This window comes from Brevibacterium sp. XM4083, assembly GCF_006489205.2.
Lineage (GTDB): Bacteria > Actinomycetota > Actinomycetes > Actinomycetales > Brevibacteriaceae > Brevibacterium.
The window spans coordinates 611,354-631,368 of the sequence record NZ_VFYR02000003.1 but is presented as its reverse complement, the minus strand read 5'-3'; the positions used below and the strand labels follow the sequence as shown (position 1 = coordinate 631,368).

Genomic DNA, 20,015 nt, shown 5'->3' with positions numbered 1-20,015 from the left:
GGAAACCTACTGCGGCATGTTGACGAACCGCGACTTCGCGCCCTGGAACGCCACGGCGATGTCTCCGGTCGGTCCGGCACGGTGCTTGGCGACGATGATGTCGGCCTCACCGGCGCGTTCGTGCTCCTTGTCGTACATGTCCTCACGGTGGATGAGGAGGACCATGTCGGCATCCTGCTCGATCGATCCGGATTCGCGCAGATCGGAGATCATCGGTCGCTTGTCGGTGCGCTGCTCGCTGCCGCGGTTGAGCTGCGAGAGCGCGATGACGGGCACTTCGAGTTCCTTGGCCAGCAGCTTGAGCGAACGCGAGAACTCCGAGACCTCCTGCTGACGGGACTCAACGCGCTTGCCCGAGCTCATGAGCTGGAGGTAGTCGACGCAGACCATCTTGAGGTCGTGCTGCTGTTTGAGCCGACGGCACTTCGCGCGGATCTCCGTGAGCGCCATGTTCGGCGAATCGTCGACGAAGAGCGGCGAGTCGTTGATGCGCGCCTCGGTGGCGGCGAGGTTCGTCCAGTCGTGGGGGCTGAGCTCACCGCGGCGCAGGTTCTGCAGCGGGATCTCCGACTCCGCGGACAGGAGTCGCATGACGAGCTCGTTCTTGCCCATTTCGAGGGAGAAGAAGACCGCGGCCTGCTTGTGATGGATCGCCGCGGACCGGATGAAGTCGAGGGCGAGCGTCGACTTGCCGACACCGGGTCGCGCGGCGATGACGATCATCTGCCCCGGGTGGAGGCCGTTGGTGAGCTGATCGAACTCCGTGAACCCGGTCGGCACCCCGGCGGTCTGCCCGTCGGTGTCGCCGTTGCGCTCGATCTCGGCCGCGACTTCGCCGAGGATCTCGGAGAGGATGACGTAGTCCTCTGTCGTGTGCTTCTCCGTGACCTGATAGATCTCGGCCTGAGCGTTGTTGACGACGGCGTCGGTGTCGCCTTCGGCGTCGTAGCCCATCTGCACGATCCGGGTGCCGGCCTCGACCAGGCGGCGCAGCACGGCCCGTTCGCGGACGATCGAGGCGTAGTATCCGGCGTTCGCCGCGGTCGGCACGGACGCGATGAGCGTGTGGAGGTAGGCGGGACCGCCGATGCGGGAGAGGTCGCCGGACTTCGTCAGATAGTTCGCGACCGTGACCGAGTCGGCGGGCTCACCGCGGGAGTAGAGATCGAGGATCGCCTCGTAGATCGTCTCGTGGGCGGGTTTGTAGAAGTCGTCGCGCGACATCGACTCGACGCAGTCGGCGATCGCGTCCTTCGACAGGAGCATGGCCCCCAGGACGCTCTCCTCGGCCTCGATGTCCTGCGGAGGAGTTCTGAGTCCGTCATACCCCAGATCGCTGCTCACTCCCACGTCTCCTCCTCTGTGCCAACGCCTGCCCGGCCCGGGTGCAGTGCCATCCCACTTTACCCGTGCCGCGCGCGGACCCGACAGCGATTCACGTCACCGCAGGCACCGCCCCGGTCTCGCCGAGGCGGTGCCCGCGACCCGGTCTCACAGCCGCGCGCGACCGGCGGTGGCCACCGAGGCGAGGATCGGCTTGGCGACCTGCAGCCCCAATCTGATGACGACGATACCAAGGGCCGCTGACGCGAGAATCGTGACGAACGTGACCGGCTTCATGACGAGAGCGGCGCCGGCCAAGGGGAGGACGAGGAAGAGTCCGAGGCCGCCGGCGAACAGCGTCACCCAGATGACCGGACCGAGCACTGCCCTGACCATCGCCTTGTGCATCGTGTCGACATCCATGCCCGCCGAGTGGAGGTCGGCGAAGGTGTCGGCGCGATCGTAGACGTCGGCCACCTGGTTGATGAGCGCGGAGACGGCGATGAGCACGATCGAGATGCCGAGGACGAGCAGCACTCCGGTGAACATGTCCTGGAAGAGCGTGATCTGCTCATCGGAGACCGGGACCTCAGGATCGTCGGCGGAGTCGAGTCCCATCTGCATGAGTGCGATGCCCGTGCCCCCGACCGCGGCGACGAACGCCGTCATCGCCAAGCCCGAGACCCGGCGCCAGAATCGCTTGGGTTCGTCGGAGACGAGCCGGGCGGCGATGAGCCGCTCAGGGGAGGCGGCGCGCTTGCCCGCCAGGTGTGCGAACCACCGCATGAGCAGTCCGCCGAGGAGGTCGACGACGATGAGTCCGATGAAGAAGACCGAGAGCATCGCGGAGATCGCGACCCCGAGTTCGACGTTCGGTGACTTCGAGATCGCGAGCACGATCGGCAGGAGGATGATGGCGATCACGACCGCGATGACCCGGCCGACGGGGAACTTCCGTGCCAGGGACTTCGTCCGCACGCCGAGAGGAGAGATCGTCACCTTGCGCAGCCCCAGCAGCGCCGAGGCGACGCACACGACGATGAGGAAGAGGACGACCCCGGCCAGAAGGAGCGGCGGCATGAGCATGTTCGCGTACCCGATCGGGGCGCCGAGGAAGTGGATCCAGCTCACCGGCCATGCGAGGCCGAGATACCCGAGGACGCCGAGGACGATGCCGATGATCGCGGGCACGAGCGGTTCGGCGACGGCGAGGGCGGCGATCTCCGAGCGCTTCGCCCCCAGCAGGGACATCGTCGACAGCCGTTCGTCCTGACGGCGGGCCGACAGCGTCGCCGAGGCGGCGGCGAGGGTGCTGGCCGGAATGACGAGCAGGATCGTGCCGATGGTCGCGAGGAGCTTGTAGGCGAAGTCGATGCCCTCCGCTCCAGGATCGGTGCGCGGCGGGATCTGGAAGAACATCCACGTCCCGGCGGCGACGGTGAGGAACAGCGTCGCACAGGCGAAGAACGCGCTCATGATGAGCAGAGAGCTCGGGGCGGTCACGGTCTTGCGACCGAGGACGACGGGAATTGCTGCCACTGGTGAGGACATGACGGACTCCTGTTCGAGGCGGGGGCCTCAGGCGGTCACAGCGGTGACGCGCCGGACGAGCGGACGGGTGAACTGCAGTCCCAGCCACACCATCGCGATTCCGCCGAGGAGGACGGAGGCGACGACGGCGATGGTCAGCGGATCGCCGAGGTCGCCGGCCGAGGCCATCGCGGCCGCGAGCAGTCCGCCGAGGACGAGGGAGACGAGGGTGACGAGGACGATCGGGGACATCACAGCGCGCACCGTGACCCGGTGCATCATCGCCGGTGACATGCCGGCGGCGTGAAGCTCCCGGTAGGTCGAGGCGCGGTCGAGGATGTCCGCGGCCTGATTGATCGTCGCGGAGACGACGATGAGGACGAAGGCGATCGCCAAGGTGAGGATGAGACCGGTGAAGACGTCGTCGCCGGTGTACTGCAGCGGTCCCATGACGTCCCGTTCGGCCGCGCTCATCTCGTCGCCGGTGCCGCGCATCATCGCCGCACCGGTGCCGCCGACGACGGCGATGAAGGTGATGAGGGCGAGTCCGGCGACACGTCGCCAGTACTGGGCGGGGGCGTCGGCGATCATCGCCGCCGAGAGCATCCCGGCCGGACGCCGTGCTGCCTTCCCGCTCATCCAGGCGTGGATGCGCATGACGAGGACGCCGACGACGTTGATGAGGAGGAGCGCGACGCCGATCGTGAGAATGCTCGCGATGATCGCGGTGCGCTGCGACTGACCCTCCTGGAGGGAGAAGACGAGAGCGGCGACCATGCCGACGGCGAGGACGACGACGGTGATGATGCGGGCGAGCGGGAACGTCCGTCCCAGCGACCGCGTGCGCACACCGAGCGGAGAGACGATGACCTTCCGCAGCCCGATGAGGGCGGCGAGGAGGCAGATGAGGAGAAGGACCGCGACAACGCCGACGAGCAGCCACGCGGGCATGAGGAGGGCGGAGTAGCCCAGCGGCACGCCCGTGAAGACGATGAGGCTCAAGGGGTAGGCGAGCACGAGGTAGCCGAGGATGCCGGCGACGATCCCCGCGGCTGCCGGGATGAAGGGTTCGGCGACGGCGACGAGCCGGACGGTTCCCTTCGACGCGCCGAGGAGTGAGAGAGTGGAGAGACGCTCATCCTGGCGGCGGGCGCTGAGCTTCGCCGAGGCGACGCCGAGGCTGATCGCCGGCACGACGAGGAAGACCGTGGCGAGGATCGCGAGCATCCGATAGAGGTCGACCACCTCGGCGTAGCGGGGCACGTCGGGACGGTCATTGAACGCCCACGCACCGGCGGCCACGGTGAGGAAGAGGGTCGAGCAGGCGAAGAACGCGATCGCGACGAGGCGTGCCGTCGGTGCGGTGAACGTCTGCTTCGAGAGGACGAGAGGAAGCACCTTCATGGTCGGCATCACCCGTTGTGCGTCGCGTACTGGGCGGCGGAGTCGGAGACGATGCGGCCGTCGGCGAGGCGGACGACGCGGGAGCAGCGCGCGGCGACGTTCTCATCATGGGTGACGACGACGAGCGTCGAGCCGCGGCCGGTCGTCGAGGCGAGCAGCTCCGAGAGCACCTCGGTCGACGTGCGGGAATCGAGTGCGCCGGTCGGTTCGTCGGCGAAGGTGACGACGGGCTGGGTGACCTGAGAGCGGGCGATGGCCACACGCTGGGCCTGGCCGCCGGAGAGCTGGCCGATGCGCTTGGTGAGGTGCTCACCGAGGCCGAGGCGCTGCAGCCACGCGCGGGCGTGCTTCGTCGCATCGGCACGGTTCATGCCGGCGAGCATCGCGGCGAGCGCGACGTTGTCCTCGGCGGAGAGCTCGGGCAGGAGCAGTCCCTGCTGGAAGACGAATCCGAACACCTCGCGGCGCAGGGCGGTGCGACCGGCCTCCTTGAGGGAGGTGATCTCCGCGGCGGCGCTGCGCTCGGTGGGCAGCAGGCGGATCTGACCCTCGTCGGGCCGGAGGATGCCCGCCAGACAGTGCAGGAGGGTCGTCTTGCCGGAACCGGAGGGACCCATGATCGCCAGGGACTCGCCGAGGCCGATCGTGAGGTCGACGCCGGCCAGGGCGTAGGTCTGGTTGTAGTGCTTGGTGACGTGGGAGGCGGTGATGATCGCAGGCATGTGTGTTGTGGTCATGACTCAATGGTTTCGCAGGCCGCTGCCAGCGACCATGCAGTCCTCCCACGACTGCCGCGAGGAAAACCCGAGAGTCGCGACGGGAAACCGGGAGTGAATGTGACCCGCATCCATTGACAGGCAAGTCATTGCTTGCCTATGGTGTCGGTGTGGCCGATCTCTTCAAGGCGATCGCCGACCCGACCAGGCGGACGATCCTCGACGAACTCGCCGAACGCGACGATCAGACCCTCTTCGAGATCTGTTCGCGTCTGGCCAATCGGCATGGTCTCGGGCTCTCACGCCAAGCGGTGTCCCAGCACCTCGACGTGCTCGAGGCCGCCGGTCTCGTCGTCACCCGCCGTGAGGGGCGCTACAAGTACCACACGCTCGATCCCGCGCCGCTGCGCACCGCGTTCGATCGCTGGACCGGTGGGACGCGGAACCCCCGACCACCCGGCATCGACCAGGACACCGACCAACCCGCATCACCGCAGGCACCGCCTGAGTAAGGAGACACCGTCATGAAGGCCCAGTGGATCAGCATTCCCGTCGACGACCAGGCTCGCGCGCTCGACTTCTACACCGACAAGCTCGGCTTCCAGCTGAAGTTCGACGTCCCCGTCGGAGACGCGCGGTGGCTCACCGTCGTCTCTCCCGAGGACCCGGAGGGAGTGGAGATCGTCCTCGAGCCGAAGGGACATCCGGCGGCCGGTGACTACACGGCGGCGCTCATGGCCGATGGGATTCCGATCAACCAGTTCGCCGTCGACGACGTCGAGGCCGAGTACGAGCGCCTCAGCGCCCTCGGAGTAGAGTTCACGCAGAAGCCCTTGTCGATGGGACCGATCACCACGGCGGTGCTCAACGACACTGTGGGCAATCTCGTCCAGCTCATTCACCAGGAGGACTGACCGCGTCCCCGCGCCCTGCGCCCGTCCGATCGACCGGTCGGGCGCGCCGCGCAGCGGAGACGCCGCACGGCCATGAAGAGGATCGCCGAGTACATCCGCGGGACCCTGCGACTCGAACCCACCGACGACGATCGGCGGGCACCGCTCAGGGTCGGCCTCGGCGTGGCGATTCCCTCCCTCGTCCTCCTTCTCCTCGGGTACGAGCAGTTCATCATCTACGCGGTCTTCGGGGCGTTCTGCGGGATGTACGGTCGCGGGGAGGCGCACCAGCTGCGCCTCATCCACCAGCTGCAGGCCGCGGTGCTCCTGCTCTCGGGTGTCGTCATCGGCGTCATGCTCGCGATGCTCGACACCCCGGTCGTCGCCCTCATCGCGATCGAGGCGTTCTTCGCCGCCGTCGGGTCGATCATCGCCGACCGCGCGCGGATGCGTCCGGGCGGCCCGTTCTTCGGCATCTTCGCCCTCGGGGCGTGTGCCTCGGTCGAACCGCTCGCACCGCCGTGGATCCCCATCGGGATCAGCGTCCTCGCGGCGGCCTTCGCCATCGCCCTGGGCTTCCTCGGGTGGTTCCGCACGCGCACGTGGCGGGCCGGGTCCCGGCGGATGATCACCCCGTTCCGCGGGCCCCACGCCCTCGCCATGCTCAGACATGCGGCGACGTATGCGGTGGCGGTCGCCTCGGCGGGTCTCATCGGGGTGTTCATCGGACTCGACCATGCGTACTGGGCGATGGCGTCGGCTGCGGTGCCCCTGGCCGCCGCAGAGCTGCCGGGGCGCATCGCCCGCGGCGTGCACCGGGTGCTCGGGACGTTCTCCGGACTCATCGTCACCGCGCTCATCCTCTGGCCCGACCCGTCACCGCTGTGGCTGGCGATCCCCGTCATCCTCCTGCAGTTCCCCACCGAGTACCTCATGATGCGCAACTACGGGTTCGCGCTGACGTTCTTCACCCCGATGATCCTGCTCATGACGCAGCTCGCCCATCCGATCCCGCGGTCGACGCTCATCATCGACCGCGGGGTCGAGACGCTGCTCGGGGCCGTCGTCGGCATCGCCGTCGTCCTCGTCGTCGGGTACGTCGGCAGGCGCCGGGCGCGGATGCGCAGTGAGTCGGGCGGGCTCGCCGAGGCGTGAGGTGACCCCTCACCCCGGCATGAGGACGATGACCGTGTGGAGGAGGATGCCGACGAGGGCGCCGATGACGGTGCCGTTGATGCGGATGTACTGGAGGTCGCGGCCGACGTAGAGCTCGATGCGATCAGCGGCCTCCTTCGCGTCCCAGCGTTCGATGGTGTCGGAGATGACGCTGGCGATCTCGGGCCCGAAGCTCTCGGCGAGGTCGCCGGCGGTCGTGGCCACGCGGTCGTCGATCGTCGCCGCGAACTCCGTGTCCGTCTGGAGGCGCTGGGCGAATTCCCCGATGAGATCGGCGATGCGGCCGCGCACCTCGCCGTCGGGTTCGATGATCGCTTCGCGCAGGAGCTGCTTGAGCGAGGTCCAGATCTCGAGGACGGAGTCGACGACGCCGTCCTGGGTGAGGAGGTCGTTGATGATGTCCTCGGCCTTGTCGGCCAGCGGGGTGTCGGTCGACAGGTCGGTGGAGAGGTCGACGAGCCACGCGTCGAGCGCCTGCCGGGCCTTGTGGTACGGGTTGTCGCGGACGTCGACGAGCCAGCCGAGGATCTCGCGCTGCAGGCGATTCGCGAGCTGTTCGTTGACGAAGTCGGGCACCCACGACGGGGCCCGGTTGTGGACGATCTCGTCGATGACCTGCGGGTTGTCGCTCAGCCACGTGTACGCCTCGGCGACGACGAGGTCGACGAGCTTGTGGTGGGCGCCATCGAGGACGATCTGACGCAGCAGCTTGCCGAGCACCGGAGACTTCCGGGTGGCGATGAGGCGCGGGAGGATGACGTTCTTCGTCAGGGCGACGATCGACTTGTCGTCGATGCGGGAGAGGACGTATTCGAGACCGGCGGCGGCCCGGTCGACGACGAGGTCGCGGTTGGCGGCCTTGCTCAGCCACTCACCGGCCCGCTGCGCGACGTGGGCGGAGCGGATCTTCGTCGACACCGCCTCGGCGTGGAGGAAGTTCGCTGCGACGAAGGCGGAGAGGCTCGCTCCCAGGGCGTCCTTCTTCCGCGGGATGATCGCGGTGTGCGGGATCGGCAGGCCGAGGGGATGCCGGAAGAGGGCGGTGACGGCGAACCAGTCGGCGATCGCGCCGATCATCGCGGCCTCGGCGCCGCGGGCGACGAATCCCCAGACGCCGGACAGATCGGTGAAGAGGTTTGTGGCGAGGAAGATGAGGGTCGCGAGGATGAGCAGTGAGAGCGCCAGCGTGCGCATCTTCCGCAGGCCCCGCGCGCGTTCCCGGTCCTCGGGTGTGAGTTCGTTCGGGCCGTCGAAGCGCGGCACCTTCTCGGTTCTCTCGATCGTCATGGTTACCCCCTGGGCACCGACTTTAGCGAACCTCGGCGCAGGTTCGATGCCGACCGGCTGGACTGCACCTGGGAACGCGCCCTGTCGCGTGCGACGCCTGTGCGCTGCGGCTGGTCGGAGTACCGTGGAGGCATGATCCGAGCATTGACCGACCTCGAGAGGGACACTGCACTCCTGCTCATCCGTCGCGGTCACACCTCACCGAGTGCCGAGGATTATGCGGAGTTCACCCCAGAGCAGAAGGAAGCATGGGATCCGCCGACGCCGATCATCGATGCCCAGCGGGCACTGTGGGAGGCCAACCTCGCCGAGGTGGTCGTCACCTCTGAGTGCGGATGCGAGACATGTCCGTCGGTGGACCTTGAACCGATGGGTGACGCGATCGCGCGATCCGATGATGCGCTGATTCTCAACGGCTATGTCCCCGATGCCCTGCTCCTCCTCTTCATCGACGAGGGCGTTCCGAGTTACCTCGAGCTGGCCCCGCTCGACGAAAGCGTCGTCTACACTCAGTTCCCTCCGGCTGAGCGCATCGACTTCTGAAGGAGATCGACATGGCACACGCATTCTCCGTCGGCGATCACGTCGGATGGAACTCCGAGGCCGGCGAGGTCTCCGGCCACATCATCAGGGTCCACACCTCGGACTTCGAGTACAAGGGCCACACTCACCGCGCCTCGGAGGCTGACCCGCAGTACGAGATCAAGAGCGACAGGACCGATCACATCGCCGCGCACAAGGGCAGCGCGCTTCACCTCATCGACGGCGAATGACCGCCGACGAGCCGGACCGGGAGCCCGCCCGCACAGGGCCCGCCTCGGTGCCGGACTTCCTCACGATCGGCCATTCGAACCGCTCGCTCGAGGAGTTCATCGACCTGCTCCGCGACTCCGGCGCCGAGGTGGTCGTCGACGTCCGCAAGCTGCCCGGGTCGAACGCGAATCCGCAGTTCAACGAGGATGTGCTCGGCGATGCGCTGGCCGCGGTCGGCATCGAACTGCGCCGGCTCGACGGTCTCACCGGGCGGCGCCTCGTCAGCCGGGACGTGCCGTTCACGGTCAACGCGTGGTGGGAGAACCGCAGCTTCCACAACTATGCCGACCACGCCCTCGGCACGGAGTTCGCCGCCGACATCGCCGTGCTGCTGGACTGGGGCGATGAGCGGCGGTGCGCGGTGATGTGCTCGGAAGCCGTGTGGTGGCGCTGTCATCGGCGCATCATCGCCGACTATCTGCTCGCGCACGACCGCGAGGTTCTCCATGTCCTCGGGCCCGGTCAGACCGCCGAGGCGGTGCTCAGTTCCGGTGCGGTCATCGAGGGAGCGCCCGGTAGCGGCGCGGATTTCGTGACCCCGGGCGATCGCGAGGACTCCACCGACGTCCGCATCACCTACCCGGAGCAGTGAGACACCCCAGCAGCTCCGCACACACCCCTCGGCTCTGCTTGCCAGGTGGATCCCGCTCGAGATCGAGCCAGAAGTCGAGCGGGATCCACCTCGGGAAGCCCGGCCGAAGTCAGCGCGCGCAGGTTGATCCGACGCCCCGGCGCCCCGGCCGTGCGACCCGCGGTCGTCCTCCCACACCAGCCACGTCCAGCCCCAGGGCCGTGCGACCACGCTCTCAGTTCGAGAAGACGCCGACGACGAGGTTGATCGCCGTAGCGAGGATGACGGCGTTGAAGACGTAGGACAGGAGGCTGTGGCGCAGGACGACGGCGCGGATCTGCGTATCGGAGACCGAGGTGTCGGTGACGCCGAAGGTCATGCCGACGGCGTAGCCGAAGTAGAGGAAGTCCTTGTAGTTGGGGACGCGGTCGGAGTTGAAGTCGATGCCGCCGGGGGTGCCGTCCCCGAAGTACATGTACGCGTAGCGGGCGCTGTAGAGGATCTGCAGGCCGGCCCACGACATGAAGACGCCGAGGAGGGCGATCGCGGCTTCCCAGTTGCCGGCCTGCGATCCGCCGACGACCTGGAGAAGGACGATGCCGCCGAGGCCGCAGAGCTGGGCGATCGTGATGACCACCTCGTCGAGGACGGGGTTGAAGTCCTCGCGGCTCGCGTTCGACTTCGTCTCCTCCGACGACATCGGCCACAGGGCGGCGGTGCCCACGAGCACGAAGAACGTCGTGGCCGTCGAGATGCCGACGAGGAAGCCGTCGCCCGTGGAGGTGAAGGCGCCGACGATCGAGCCGACGATGATGCCGATGATGATGGACGCGATGAGACGGCCCGTCGCGCTGATGAGGAACTTCTTCATCGGGTGGCTTCTCCGTTCGAGTGGGTTGAGGATGGGCGGCGAGCCGGCAGCGCCGGTGGCGGCAATGCGGCTTACGAGAACACTCTGCCACACCACAGCCGAATCTCACCCGACTCACAGACAGGCATTTGTTTGGGCCGTCGACAGTGACGACCTCGAATTCAGCCGCGCACCGGCCCGGAATCGACGAACGGCCGCCTTGGTATTCTGATGCCATGGCTGACGTGCTGGGTACCGACCTCTGCACCTCGACCGACCGCGCGTGGAGGGTGCTGGGAAAGCGCTGGAGCGGGCTCATCATCGACCTGCTCCTCCAAGGGCCTGCCCGGTTCAGCGAGTTGGAGCGCGGTGTCGAGGGCCTGTCGAACAAGGTCCTCGGCGAACGGCTGCGTGAGCTCGAAGGTCTTGGGCTCGTCGAACGCCAGGTCGACACCGGCCCCCCGATCACCGTGACCTATGCGCTCACGCCGCGCGGACTCCGTCTGCGCCCGGCCTTCGATGCCCTCCGCACCTGGGCGCAGGAGATGGACGCCGAGCCCGACGAGCCCTGAGGGCTGAGCGCCCTCAGCGCCAGAGGACGGTTCAGACCTCACGACGGCCCAGACCCCCAGAGAACGACGCAGCGGCCGGTCATCCGACCGGCCGCTGCCTCCCTGTACCTCGCACTGGCACCGCGGGCATGCCCTCTCACCGGGTCCCGCCCACGCCGAGCTCGCGTCAGCAAGTCCGACATCACCTCAGCGAGTCGATTCTCACTTCATGTTGTCAGCAGTCTCCTGCGTGCGCTCGACCTCCTGGGCCTTGGCGTAGCTTTCGATGAGCAGCTGGTACTCGGGGAAGATCTGCGTGTAGACCTGTGCCCATTCGCCGCCGTCCTCGCGATTCCACGTGTGCTGGAGCTCGGACGCCACTGCCGCCACATCGATCGGCACGACGCCGGCCTGGACGATGCGCGCCAGGGTGATCTCCTCGGCCATCTTCGAGTAGGTGCCCGAGGTGTCGACGACCGCGAAGACCTGGAATCCGTCGGCGACGGCGCTGATCGCGGGGAAGGCCATGCACACGCTGGTGATGGTGCCGGCGATGATGAGCTGCTTCCTGCCCGTCGCCTTGACGGCCGCAACGAAGTCCGGGTTCTCCCACGCGTTGATCTCGCCCTTGCGTCCGACGTACTGCGCATGGGGTGCGTTCTCGTGGATCTCCGGGATCAGCGGACCGTTGGGTCCCTGAGGCACCGAGGCGGTCGTGATGACCGGGATGTCAGCGAGCGAGGCGATCTTCGCCAGCGCGGCCGCATGACGGCGCAGGGTCGTCATGGGCATGTCCTTGACCGTCTGGAAGAGTCCGCTCTGATGGTCGATCATGAGCAGGACGGCATTCTCGGGATCGATGACTGGGCGAGCGCCGTTGAAGTTCGCGGGACCGATGTCGGTCATGGTGTTCCTTTCTCCTGGGGTTACTTTTTGTCACCCCGTTATAGATTGAAACCATGATCGTCCGAGAATATTCCCGCCCCGAGAATGCGCGAACGCCGGGTGCCCCCAGAGGGGAGCACCCGGCGTTCGTCGTGTCAGCGCTCAGCTGACCCGGATCGGAAGCGGCCCGACACCAGCGGTCCGAACCCGCATACAGCGAGCGCGGACCGCCGGCAGCGGACTCAGCCGAAGCGGCTCAGGCCTTGCCGATGACGTCGAACTTGGCGTTCGCGGTGATGTCGTCGTTGACGCGCACGACAGCGGTGTAGCTGCCGGGGGTCTTGACATGACCGGTGAGCGCGACCTGACGACGATCGAAGTCGTGTCCGGTTGCGGTCTGGAGCGCCTCGGCGACCAGGGCGGGGGTGACGGCGCCGAAGAGGCGACCGTTCTTCCCGGCCTTGAGCTCGATGCGGGCGCTCGTCGTCTCGAGCTGCTCCTTGACGCGGACAGCTTCGTCGTGATCGGCGATCTGCTTGGCCTGGCGGGCCTTGCGGAGGGCGACGATCTGCTTCTCCGCACCCTGGGTCCACGGGGTGGCCCAGCCGCGGGGAACGAGCAGGTTGCGCGCGTAACCGGCGCGCACGTCGACGATGTCGCCGGCGGCACCGAGGCCGTCGACTTCCTGGGTGAGAATCACTTTGCGGTTAGGCATGTCTGTTCTCCTCCGATCAGCGAGCAGAGCTCGAGTAGGGCAGGAGTGCCATCTCGCGGGCGTTCTTCACGGCCTTCGCGATGACGCGCTGTTCCTGCACGGTCACGCCGGTGACGCGACGTGCACGGATCTTGCCACGGTCAGAAATGAACTTGCGGAGCGTTGCGGTGTCCTTGTAGTTGATGTTCGCCGCTTCGCCCTTCTTGAGCGGATTCGCCTTCTTCTTGATAGGCTTCCGGATCTCTGGCTTTGCCATGAGTATCTCCTGTGTGAGAAATGTCTGTGCGTGGATCAGAACGGCGGTTCGTCGGCGCCGGGGTTGCCCCAGCCGCCGTTGTCGTTCTGCGGACTCGATGATGCCCACGGGTCGTTGCCCGGACCGTTGTTCCCCTGGTTGTAGCCGCCCTGGCGCTGACCACCCTGCTGCTGGTTGCCCTGCTGCGGGTTGTTGCCCCAGCCCGACGACTGCTGCTGGTAGCCGCCCTGCTGGCCGCCACCCTGCTGGTTGCCGCCGTAGCCGCCACCTCCGGAGAATCCGCCTCCGCCGCGTTCGTTCTTCGAGACCTGCGCGGTGGCACGGCGCAGGCTGGGGCCGACTTCGTCGACGTCCAGCTCCATGACCGTGCGCTTCTCGCCTTCCTTGGTCTCGAACGAGCGCGACTTCAGTCGGCCCTGCACGATGACCCGTGTGCCCCGCTGCAGCGATTCGGCGACGTTCTCGCCCATTTCACGCCAGACCGAGCAGCGCAGGAACAGGGTCTCCCCGTCCTTGAACTCGTTGGACTGACGATCGAAGATGCGCGGCGTCGAGGCCACGGTGAAGTTCGCGACTGCAGCACCATTGGGTGTGAAGCGCAGTTCGGGATCGCTTGTCAGGTTCCCGACGACCGTGATGACTGTTTCGCCTGCCATTGAATGCTCCTGTCAGCGAGGTCGCGTGACGCTTACTTGGCGTCCGGGCGGAGGATCTTGGTGCGCAGAACGGACTCGTTGAGTCCGAGCTGGCGATCGAGTTCCTTGGTCGTGGCCGGCTCCGCGTGGAAATCCACCACGACGTAGTAGCCTTCGGACTTCTTCTGGATCTCGTAGGCGAAGCGCCGACGTCCCCAGATGTCCACGTTGTCGACGGTTCCCTTCTCGGCCGGGACAACCTTGATCAGGTTGTTCACGGTGTCAGCCAACGTCCGCTCTTCGAGGTCGTTGTCGAGAATGAGCATGAGCTCGTAATGACGCATGTGTCACCCACCTCCTCTGGTCTCAGCGGCCATGGTCGGTCCATGGCAGGAGGGTAAATGCGTTGCCGTTCCGCCTTCGCACCGGTGTGCGAAATGAGAACAGACCTCACTATTCTACGCGACGGCCCCGCAGGCTGTCATGTCGGTCATCCGTGCCCTGGCTGCCCCTCGTCCGGTCCGTCCCCGCGCCGAGGCGGCTCACCGTTCCCGGCGACCGCGGGCTCCGGTCGGGGATCGTCGGCGTCGCTGCGCCGAGGCGGCCCACCGTCGCGCAGCTGCCCGCGGATGCGCCGCCGGTGGAGGTTCTCCCCGGCGAAGACGACGACCATGATGAGGACGAAGAGCCGGAGCAGCGCGAAGAGCGCGATGAACGAGGGTTCGAGAGCTTTGTCCGGCTCGCTCGCGGCGATGTCGCCGAGCTGGATCGCGACGGCGAAGACCGCCTCGACGAGCGCCCAGGCGATGAGCACCCACCAGCGCGAGACAGCGAGGGCGAGGAACGGCAGGATCCACAGCGAATCCCACGGCATGAGCCCGGGAGCGAACACGAGCACCGCACCGATGAGCAGGCAGGCGGCGACAGCGGGATCGATGCCGCGCCGGGAGACGACGACCATCGCCGCGCCGACGGCGAGCACTGCCAGTCCGCTGACGACGATCCACACCATCGCCCACGTCTCCGCGTTCCCGATGCGGGCCATGAGGAGGATCGAGGCGAACGAGCCGCCGTCGATCGCGTCGGTCGTCCAGTGGACGATCCGACTGAGCGCGGTGCCGTCGGCGATGAGGAGGAGCGCCGAGGTGATCGTCGCGGTCGCGATCATCATCAGCGGGCTGCGCGGGGCGAGCCGCCCGGCAGGGTGGAGCCCGGAGAGGGTGAGCGCGGCGAGGACGAGGAGGGCGAGCGGGTTGATGAACGTGGCGATGCCGAGCAGGATCCCCGCCAGCCACGGCTGCGGTGTCACCGGTGCGGGGGCAGCGACGAGGACGACCGCCCAGAGGCTGAGCGCCAGGGCGAGCGGATCGAGCGTCGAGCCGAGGGTGAAGAGGATCGCCGGTGAGGCGAAGACGGCGACGAGCCAGGCCCGCTGCCGCGCGAGCACGAGGAGGGCGACGCCGATCGCCGCGACGGCGAACACGTTGATGAGGAGGACAAACGTCATGAACACGGAGACGTCGTCGGTGACGAGCCGGAAGAGACCGACGAGGCGGGCGTCGATGACCGAGAGGTCGGCGAGTCCGCCTTCCGCCCGGCCCACCGCCTGCGGGTTGAGCTGACCGAGGAACGACGCGGAGAGGGGCCCGGCGCACATCCTGGCCGCGGCACTCGGCTGCTGGTAGCCCGAGCTCAGGCACGGGGCCTGGAGGGCGAGCGCGAGGAACGTCGTCACTCCGAGGACGCCGGCGAGGACATAGGCCTGAGTGCGCCGATACACCGTCGAGGCGACACCGCGGTGAATGCCGTCCGGACCGCCGAGCAGAGGCTCGGCGATCCGGGTGGCGTGGTTCAAAGGCATATTCAGAGGTTACCGGTCACGGCTTCCCCGAGCGGAATCATCCGCCCGGTGCGACCGGGGCGCGAGTGGAGCCGCCGTTTCCGCCCCCACCGCTGGAGCCGTTGCCGCCGCCGGTGTCGCCACCCGAGCCGCCGCCTCCGCCGCTGCCGGAGCCGCCTCCGCCGTCGCTGGAACCTCCGCCGCCGGAGCCCGAGCCACCAGTGCTCGTGCCACCGCCGTCTTCGTTGCCCCGGTTACCGCCGCCGGTCGACGACCCGGTGTCGTTTCCGGTGTCTCCGGTGTCCTTCGAGCCTTCGCTGTCCTTCGACCCGTCGGCAGAGTCCTTCGAGTCGGACGACGAATCGGCGTCCTTCTCCTTGTCCTTGTCCTTCTCCGAGTCCTTGTTCTCGTCGTCGGCAGGCTTCTTCGTCGGTTCGTCGACCGGCGCCTTCTTCTTCGTGTCCTCACCGTCGTCCTTCGGCTGCGGACGCGGGGCCGGAGGAGCGTTCGTGTTGACGGGCTTCTTCACCTCGGGCAGAGTTCCGCGCTTCGGGAACTTCTCGACCTCGGTGCCCTCGAGGGCGGCCTTCATGTAGTCGGTCCACACCTGGATCGGGAACGACCCACCCGTGACCTCACCGCGGCCGCCGTAGGGTCCGATCGGAACCGACTTGCCGTCGACCTCACGGTAGAGGACGACCGAGGTCGCCAGCTGCGGGGTGTAGCCGGAGAACCAGGCGGACTTGTTCGACGTCGACGTACCGGTCTTGCCGGCGGCGGGACGACCGAGGTTCTGTGCGTAGCTGCCCGAACCGCCGTTGACGACCTGGCTGAGCGCGTAGGTGGTCTCCGCTGCGACGGCCTTGTCGAAGACTCGCTTGCCCTCGGTGTCGGCCTTGTAGACCTCTTCGCCGTCCTTCGAGATCGACTCGATCGAGTGGGTCTCGTGGCGGACGCCGTTCGAGGCGAACGTCGCGTACGCCGTCGCCATGTCGATGACCTTGACGCTCGGGGTGCCGAGGACGTTCGCGGCGTTCGGCGTGAGGTCGATCGTGCAGCTGCTCGTGTCACCCGAGGCCATCTGCTCCTTCGTGCAGTTGGGGCTCAGGCCCGCCCGCTGCGCGACGTCGACGGTCTTGTCGGGACCGACCTGGACGTTGAGCGCGGCGTACGCGGTGTTGATCGAGGACTGTGTGGCCTTGAGCAGCGTCACCGGACCGTAACTCGAGTTGCCGAAGTTGCTGACCTCCCACGGCGTGCCGTCGTTGTTCAGCGTCGTCGGGCTGCCGGGGTAGCGGTCGGACAGGCGCACGCCGTTCTCGAAGCCGGCCACGAGAGCGAAGGGCTTGAATGTCGAACCCGCCTGCGCGTGTCCCTGGGTCGAGGTGTTGAACGCCTGGTCGAGGTAGTTCTTGCCGCCGTAGAACGCCTCGATGCCACCGGTCTTCGGGTCGATCGAGACGAGTCCGGCCTGGAGTCCCTTCGGCTGGTTGCTCGGCAGGGACTCGATGGCCTTCTCGGCTTCCTTCATCCGGTCTTCGTCGAAGGTCGTGACGATGTTGTAGCCGCCGCGATCGAGCTGCGACTCATCGATGTTGAGCTTGGCCATCGCCTCCTTGCGGACGTACTCCCACATGTAGCCCTTCTGGCCGCTCAGGGAGTCCTCCTTGCTCGGAGGCTGGACCTCGGGCATCTCGACCTGGTCGGCCTGCTCCTGCGTGATGAAGCCCTCGTCGACCATCGACTTGATGACGTAGTTGAAGCGGTCCTCGTAGGCGCCCGGATCCTCCGCGGGGTCCGCGGCGCCGGGGCGCTGGATCATCGCGGCGAGCAGCGCGGACTCGCTGACGTCGAGGTCCTTCGCCGACTTGCCGAAGTAGTTCTGGCTGGCGACCTCGACGCCGTACGAGCGGCGGCCGAGGTAGATCGTGTTGAGGTAGTTCGCGAGGATCTCGTCCTTGCTCTGCTGCTGGTCGATCTTGAGCGCGATGAACATCTCCTTGACCTTGCGGTCGAGGGAGTGCTCGTTCGTCAGGTAGAAGTTCTTCACGTACTGCTGGGTGATCGTCGACCCGCCGCCCGCGTACTGGTTGGTGACGACGCCGACGACGGCGCGGGAGAGACCCTTGACCGAGATGCCGCGGTTCTCGTAGAACGAGGTGTCCTCCGCGGCGATCGCCGCCTTCTGCATCGGTTCGGAGATCTCGTCGATGGGCACCGACTTGCGGTCCTCGATCTTGTAGTGGCCGATCGGCGTCTTGCCGTCGGCGTAGTAGATCGTCGACGTCTGACCGGTCGCCTCGAGGTTCGGCTCCGGGATGTCGGTCGTCGCATAGCCGATGGCGAATGCGATGCATCCGAGGATGACGGCGCTGAGGCCGCCGACGACGAGGATGCGAAGACTCGGCAGGAAGCGCGTCCAACCGCTCACGCCCGCACGCGGGTAGTTGAGCAGATTCTTCGCCGTCCTGCCTTTGGTGTTCGTGGGATTCTCAGCCTTGGCCATCCACAGTCCTCCAGGTCTTCTCCGTGCGCCGCAGCGGAGTCGCGACGGGGGTGGAAAAAGGGTCACAAATGAGCTTCAGTTTCGCACGCGTTCATTGGAACACCGTGAAAAATGCGGGATTACGCGCGCATTCAACTACTCCGCGGTAGAGCAGAAATCGTACCGCACCCCTGTTCACCTGGGGTTATACCTGCGTTTGCGTAAAGCAAACACTCAGACTGCGTGATTCCTCACATTCAGACGTCGCGGCACCGTCGTGCCCATTCTATGAGGTCGCCCCGGGTGCTGCCGAATCCGGCGATTCGCTCACCCCTTGAGGTCGAAGTCCGTGTCGGCGTATTCGGTCCCCTCGACGGCCGGTTCGCCGCTGAAGGGGTGGAGCTGATCCTCCCGTGCCCGCAGCTCCACGCGACGGATCTTGCCGGAGATCGTCTTGGGCAGCTCGGCGAATTCGAGACGGCGGATCCGCTTGTACGGCGCGAGGTTGGCGCGGCAGTACGCGAGGATGTCCCGCGCGGTCTCCGCGTTCGCCTCGTATCCGCCGGTGAGCACCACGTAGGCCTTCGGCACGGCGAGCCGCACCGGATCCGGGGAGGGGACGACAGCCGCCTCGGCGACGGCGTCGTGCTCGATGAGCACGCTCTCGAGTTCGAACGGGGAGAGCCGGTAGTCGCTGGCCTTGAACACGTCGTCGGCGCGCCCGACGTACGTGATGTAGCCGTCCTCATCCCGCTCTGCGACGTCACCGGTGTGGTAGACGCCGTCGGCAAACGCCTCGGCGGTCTTCTCCGGATTTTTCCAGTACCCGGCCGTCAGCCCCAGGGGCGGAGGATCGAGGAGCAGGCAGATCTCGCCCTCGCTGCCCTCCTCGCCGGTCGCGGGATCGATGAGGACGACGTCGTATCCGGGCAGGACCTTGCCCATCGACCCGGACTTGAGCGGCTGATCCGGCGAATTGCCGATCTGCAGGGTCGTCTCGGTCTGTCCGTACCCGTCGCGGATGAGCACGCCCCAATCGCTCTTCACCCGGTCGATGACCTCCGGGTTGAGGGGTTCGCCGGCCCCGAGCGCCTTCGTCGGCGGGGTCTTGAGATGGGTGAGGTCGGCCTGGATGAGCATCCGCCACACGGTCGGCGGCGCGCAGAAGCTCGTTACGCCCACCCGGTCCATGGTGTCCATGAGGGCGTTGGCATCGAAGCGGGAGTAGTTGTAGAGGAACACGCACGATTCGGCGATCCACGGGGTGAAGATGTTCGACCACGCATGCTTGGCCCACCCGGGTGAGGCGACGTTGAGATGGACGTCGCCGGGGGTCAGACCCATCCAGTACATCGTCGAGAGGTGGCCGACAGGGTAGGAGACGTGGGTGTGGGCGACCATCTTCGCCTTCGACGTCGTCCCCGAGGTGAAGTAGAGGAGGAGCAGGTCGTCGGCCCGGGAGCGGCCGTGCGGGTCGAATTCGGTGCTCTCCTCATCGGCGTCGACGTAGTCGTAGTCCTGCTGCCTGGTCGGCTCGCCGCCGACGACGATGCGGATGACCTCGGCGTCGACGTCGTCGAACTTCGCCGCATCCTCGGGCCCGGCGACGACGAACTCCGCCTGCCCGCGCTCGACCCGGTCGTTCAGGTCGATCGGGCCGAGCTGCGTGGTCGTCGGCAGGAGCACGGCGCCGAGCTTGATGCCGGCGAGCATCGTCTCCCAGAGTTCGACCTGATTGCCGAGCATGACCATGACATGGTCGCCGCGCTTGACGCCTGACCGCCGGAGGAAGTTCGCCACCTGGTTCGAGCCGGCGGCGAGCTCGGCGAAGCTCCACTTGCCCTCCGTGCCGTCCTGCTCGACGATCCACAGCGCGGGGCTGTCGTTGTCGACGGCGATCTGGTCGAACCAGTCGATGCCGAAGTTGAAGTGCGTGAACTGCGGCCACGCGAAATCGGCGCGCGCGGCCTCGTAGTCGGTGCGCTGGTCGATCAGCCGGTCCCTGGCGCTGCGGAACTCGTCGGTCACAGTCATCACGGTCTCCTCGCGTGCTCGCTCACCGTCGCCTGTGACGACGGACACATG

21 protein-coding genes are annotated in these 20,015 nt (G+C 67.0%); 7 read left to right on the top strand and 14 right to left on the bottom strand.

Features of this window, described 5'->3' with window-relative positions; all coding sequences use genetic code 11:
* Window positions 1-6: 6 nt before the first annotated feature.
* The 4 genes from dnaB to FJ887_RS12125 all read right to left on the bottom strand — a co-directional run bounded on the left by dnaB (window position 7) and on the right by FJ887_RS12125 (window position 4,994).
* Window positions 7-1,344, bottom strand: coding sequence for a replicative DNA helicase (gene dnaB, locus FJ887_RS12140; protein WP_137825541.1), 1,338 nt, complete (start codon window positions 1,342-1,344; stop codon window positions 7-9).
* Between the two features lie 147 nt (window positions 1,345-1,491).
* Window positions 1,492-2,874, bottom strand: coding sequence for an FtsX-like permease family protein (locus tag FJ887_RS12135; RefSeq protein WP_140955439.1), 1,383 nt, complete (start codon window positions 2,872-2,874; stop codon window positions 1,492-1,494).
* Between the two features lie 27 nt (window positions 2,875-2,901).
* Window positions 2,902-4,257 carry an FtsX-like permease family protein gene (locus FJ887_RS12130; RefSeq protein ID WP_250786232.1) on the bottom strand — a complete coding sequence of 452 codons (1,356 nt, stop codon included), beginning with the start codon at window positions 4,255-4,257 and terminating at the stop codon, window positions 2,902-2,904.
* 8 nt (window positions 4,258-4,265) lie between these two features.
* Window positions 4,266-4,994, bottom strand: a complete 729-nt coding sequence (locus FJ887_RS12125; RefSeq protein ID WP_249356758.1) for an ABC transporter ATP-binding protein — start codon at window positions 4,992-4,994, stop codon at window positions 4,266-4,268.
* Window positions 4,995-5,143: 149 nt separating this feature from the next.
* Between FJ887_RS12125 and FJ887_RS12120 the strand changes: the two genes are divergently transcribed.
* The 3 genes from FJ887_RS12120 to FJ887_RS12110 all read left to right on the top strand — a co-directional run bounded on the left by FJ887_RS12120 (window position 5,144) and on the right by FJ887_RS12110 (window position 7,021).
* Window positions 5,144-5,485 carry an ArsR/SmtB family transcription factor gene (locus tag FJ887_RS12120; protein ID WP_219993832.1) on the top strand — a complete coding sequence of 114 codons (342 nt, stop codon included), beginning with the start codon at window positions 5,144-5,146 and terminating at the stop codon, window positions 5,483-5,485.
* A gap of 12 nt (window positions 5,486-5,497) precedes the next feature.
* Window positions 5,498-5,887: a VOC family protein gene (locus tag FJ887_RS12115; protein WP_137825544.1), complete on the top strand. Its 390-nt coding sequence runs from the start codon at window positions 5,498-5,500 to the stop codon at window positions 5,885-5,887.
* 72 nt (window positions 5,888-5,959) lie between these two features.
* On the top strand, window positions 5,960-7,021 hold the full coding sequence (locus FJ887_RS12110; protein ID WP_137825545.1) for an FUSC family protein: 1,062 nt from the start codon (window positions 5,960-5,962) through the stop codon (window positions 7,019-7,021).
* A 9-nt stretch (window positions 7,022-7,030) separates the two neighbouring features.
* On the opposite strand, the gene FJ887_RS12105 is transcribed toward FJ887_RS12110, so the two are convergent.
* Window positions 7,031-8,329, bottom strand: coding sequence for a DUF445 domain-containing protein (locus FJ887_RS12105; RefSeq protein ID WP_140955437.1), 1,299 nt, complete (start codon window positions 8,327-8,329; stop codon window positions 7,031-7,033).
* A 132-nt stretch (window positions 8,330-8,461) separates the two neighbouring features.
* Here FJ887_RS12105 and FJ887_RS12100 point away from each other — a divergent pair, with 132 nt between their 5' ends.
* Genes FJ887_RS12100 through FJ887_RS12090 form a run of 3 tightly spaced genes read left to right on the top strand, consistent with a single transcriptional unit; the run spans window position 8,462 to window position 9,734 of the window.
* Window positions 8,462-8,872 (top strand): hypothetical protein, encoded by a 411-nt coding sequence (locus tag FJ887_RS12100; RefSeq protein WP_140955436.1) that lies wholly within the window; start codon window positions 8,462-8,464, stop codon window positions 8,870-8,872.
* 11 nt (window positions 8,873-8,883) lie between these two features.
* Window positions 8,884-9,102 (top strand): hypervirulence associated TUDOR domain-containing protein, encoded by a 219-nt coding sequence (locus FJ887_RS12095; RefSeq protein ID WP_140955435.1) that lies wholly within the window; start codon window positions 8,884-8,886, stop codon window positions 9,100-9,102.
* Window positions 9,099-9,734 carry a DUF488 domain-containing protein gene (locus FJ887_RS12090; RefSeq protein WP_140955434.1) on the top strand — a complete coding sequence of 212 codons (636 nt, stop codon included), beginning with the start codon at window positions 9,099-9,101 and terminating at the stop codon, window positions 9,732-9,734. The genes FJ887_RS12095 and FJ887_RS12090 overlap by 4 nt, the downstream gene beginning before the upstream one ends.
* Window positions 9,735-9,948: 214 nt before the next feature.
* On the opposite strand, the gene FJ887_RS12085 is transcribed toward FJ887_RS12090, so the two are convergent.
* Entirely contained in the window at window positions 9,949-10,584 is a 636-nt protein-coding gene (locus FJ887_RS12085) for a DUF1345 domain-containing protein (protein WP_137825550.1), read from the bottom strand.
* A 215-nt stretch (window positions 10,585-10,799) separates the two neighbouring features.
* On the opposite strand from FJ887_RS12085, the gene FJ887_RS12080 reads away from it, so the two are divergent.
* On the top strand, window positions 10,800-11,135 hold the full coding sequence (locus FJ887_RS12080) for a winged helix-turn-helix transcriptional regulator (protein ID WP_137825551.1): 336 nt from the start codon (window positions 10,800-10,802) through the stop codon (window positions 11,133-11,135).
* Window positions 11,136-11,336: 201 nt separating this feature from the next.
* Here FJ887_RS12080 and FJ887_RS12075 read toward each other — a convergent pair whose 3' ends face one another.
* The 8 genes from FJ887_RS12075 to FJ887_RS12040 form a co-directional block, all read right to left on the bottom strand.
* Window positions 11,337-12,020, bottom strand: a complete 684-nt coding sequence (locus tag FJ887_RS12075; protein WP_137825552.1) for a hydrolase — start codon at window positions 12,018-12,020, stop codon at window positions 11,337-11,339.
* A 235-nt stretch (window positions 12,021-12,255) separates the two neighbouring features.
* Window positions 12,256-12,714 carry a 50S ribosomal protein L9 gene (rplI, locus tag FJ887_RS12070; RefSeq protein ID WP_137825553.1) on the bottom strand — a complete coding sequence of 153 codons (459 nt, stop codon included), beginning with the start codon at window positions 12,712-12,714 and terminating at the stop codon, window positions 12,256-12,258.
* A gap of 16 nt (window positions 12,715-12,730) precedes the next feature.
* Complete coding sequence (gene rpsR / locus FJ887_RS12065) at window positions 12,731-12,970, bottom strand: 30S ribosomal protein S18 (RefSeq protein WP_009376853.1); 240 nt, start codon at window positions 12,968-12,970, stop codon at window positions 12,731-12,733.
* Between the two features lie 35 nt (window positions 12,971-13,005).
* Window positions 13,006-13,626 (bottom strand): single-stranded DNA-binding protein, encoded by a 621-nt coding sequence (locus tag FJ887_RS12060; RefSeq protein WP_137825554.1) that lies wholly within the window; start codon window positions 13,624-13,626, stop codon window positions 13,006-13,008.
* A 32-nt stretch (window positions 13,627-13,658) separates the two neighbouring features.
* Window positions 13,659-13,949: a 30S ribosomal protein S6 gene (rpsF, locus tag FJ887_RS12055; protein ID WP_137825555.1), complete on the bottom strand. Its 291-nt coding sequence runs from the start codon at window positions 13,947-13,949 to the stop codon at window positions 13,659-13,661.
* A gap of 146 nt (window positions 13,950-14,095) precedes the next feature.
* A complete protein-coding gene (locus tag FJ887_RS12050) occupies window positions 14,096-15,466 on the bottom strand; it encodes a glycosyltransferase family protein (RefSeq protein ID WP_181365647.1) in 1,371 nt (456 codons plus the stop codon).
* A 37-nt stretch (window positions 15,467-15,503) separates the two neighbouring features.
* A complete protein-coding gene (locus tag FJ887_RS12045) occupies window positions 15,504-17,951 on the bottom strand; it encodes a transglycosylase domain-containing protein (protein ID WP_250786231.1) in 2,448 nt (815 codons plus the stop codon).
* Window positions 17,952-18,257: 306 nt separating this feature from the next.
* Window positions 18,258-19,964 (bottom strand): AMP-binding protein, encoded by a 1,707-nt coding sequence (locus FJ887_RS12040; RefSeq protein ID WP_140955433.1) that lies wholly within the window; start codon window positions 19,962-19,964, stop codon window positions 18,258-18,260.
* Window positions 19,965-20,015: the final 51 nt, after the last annotated feature.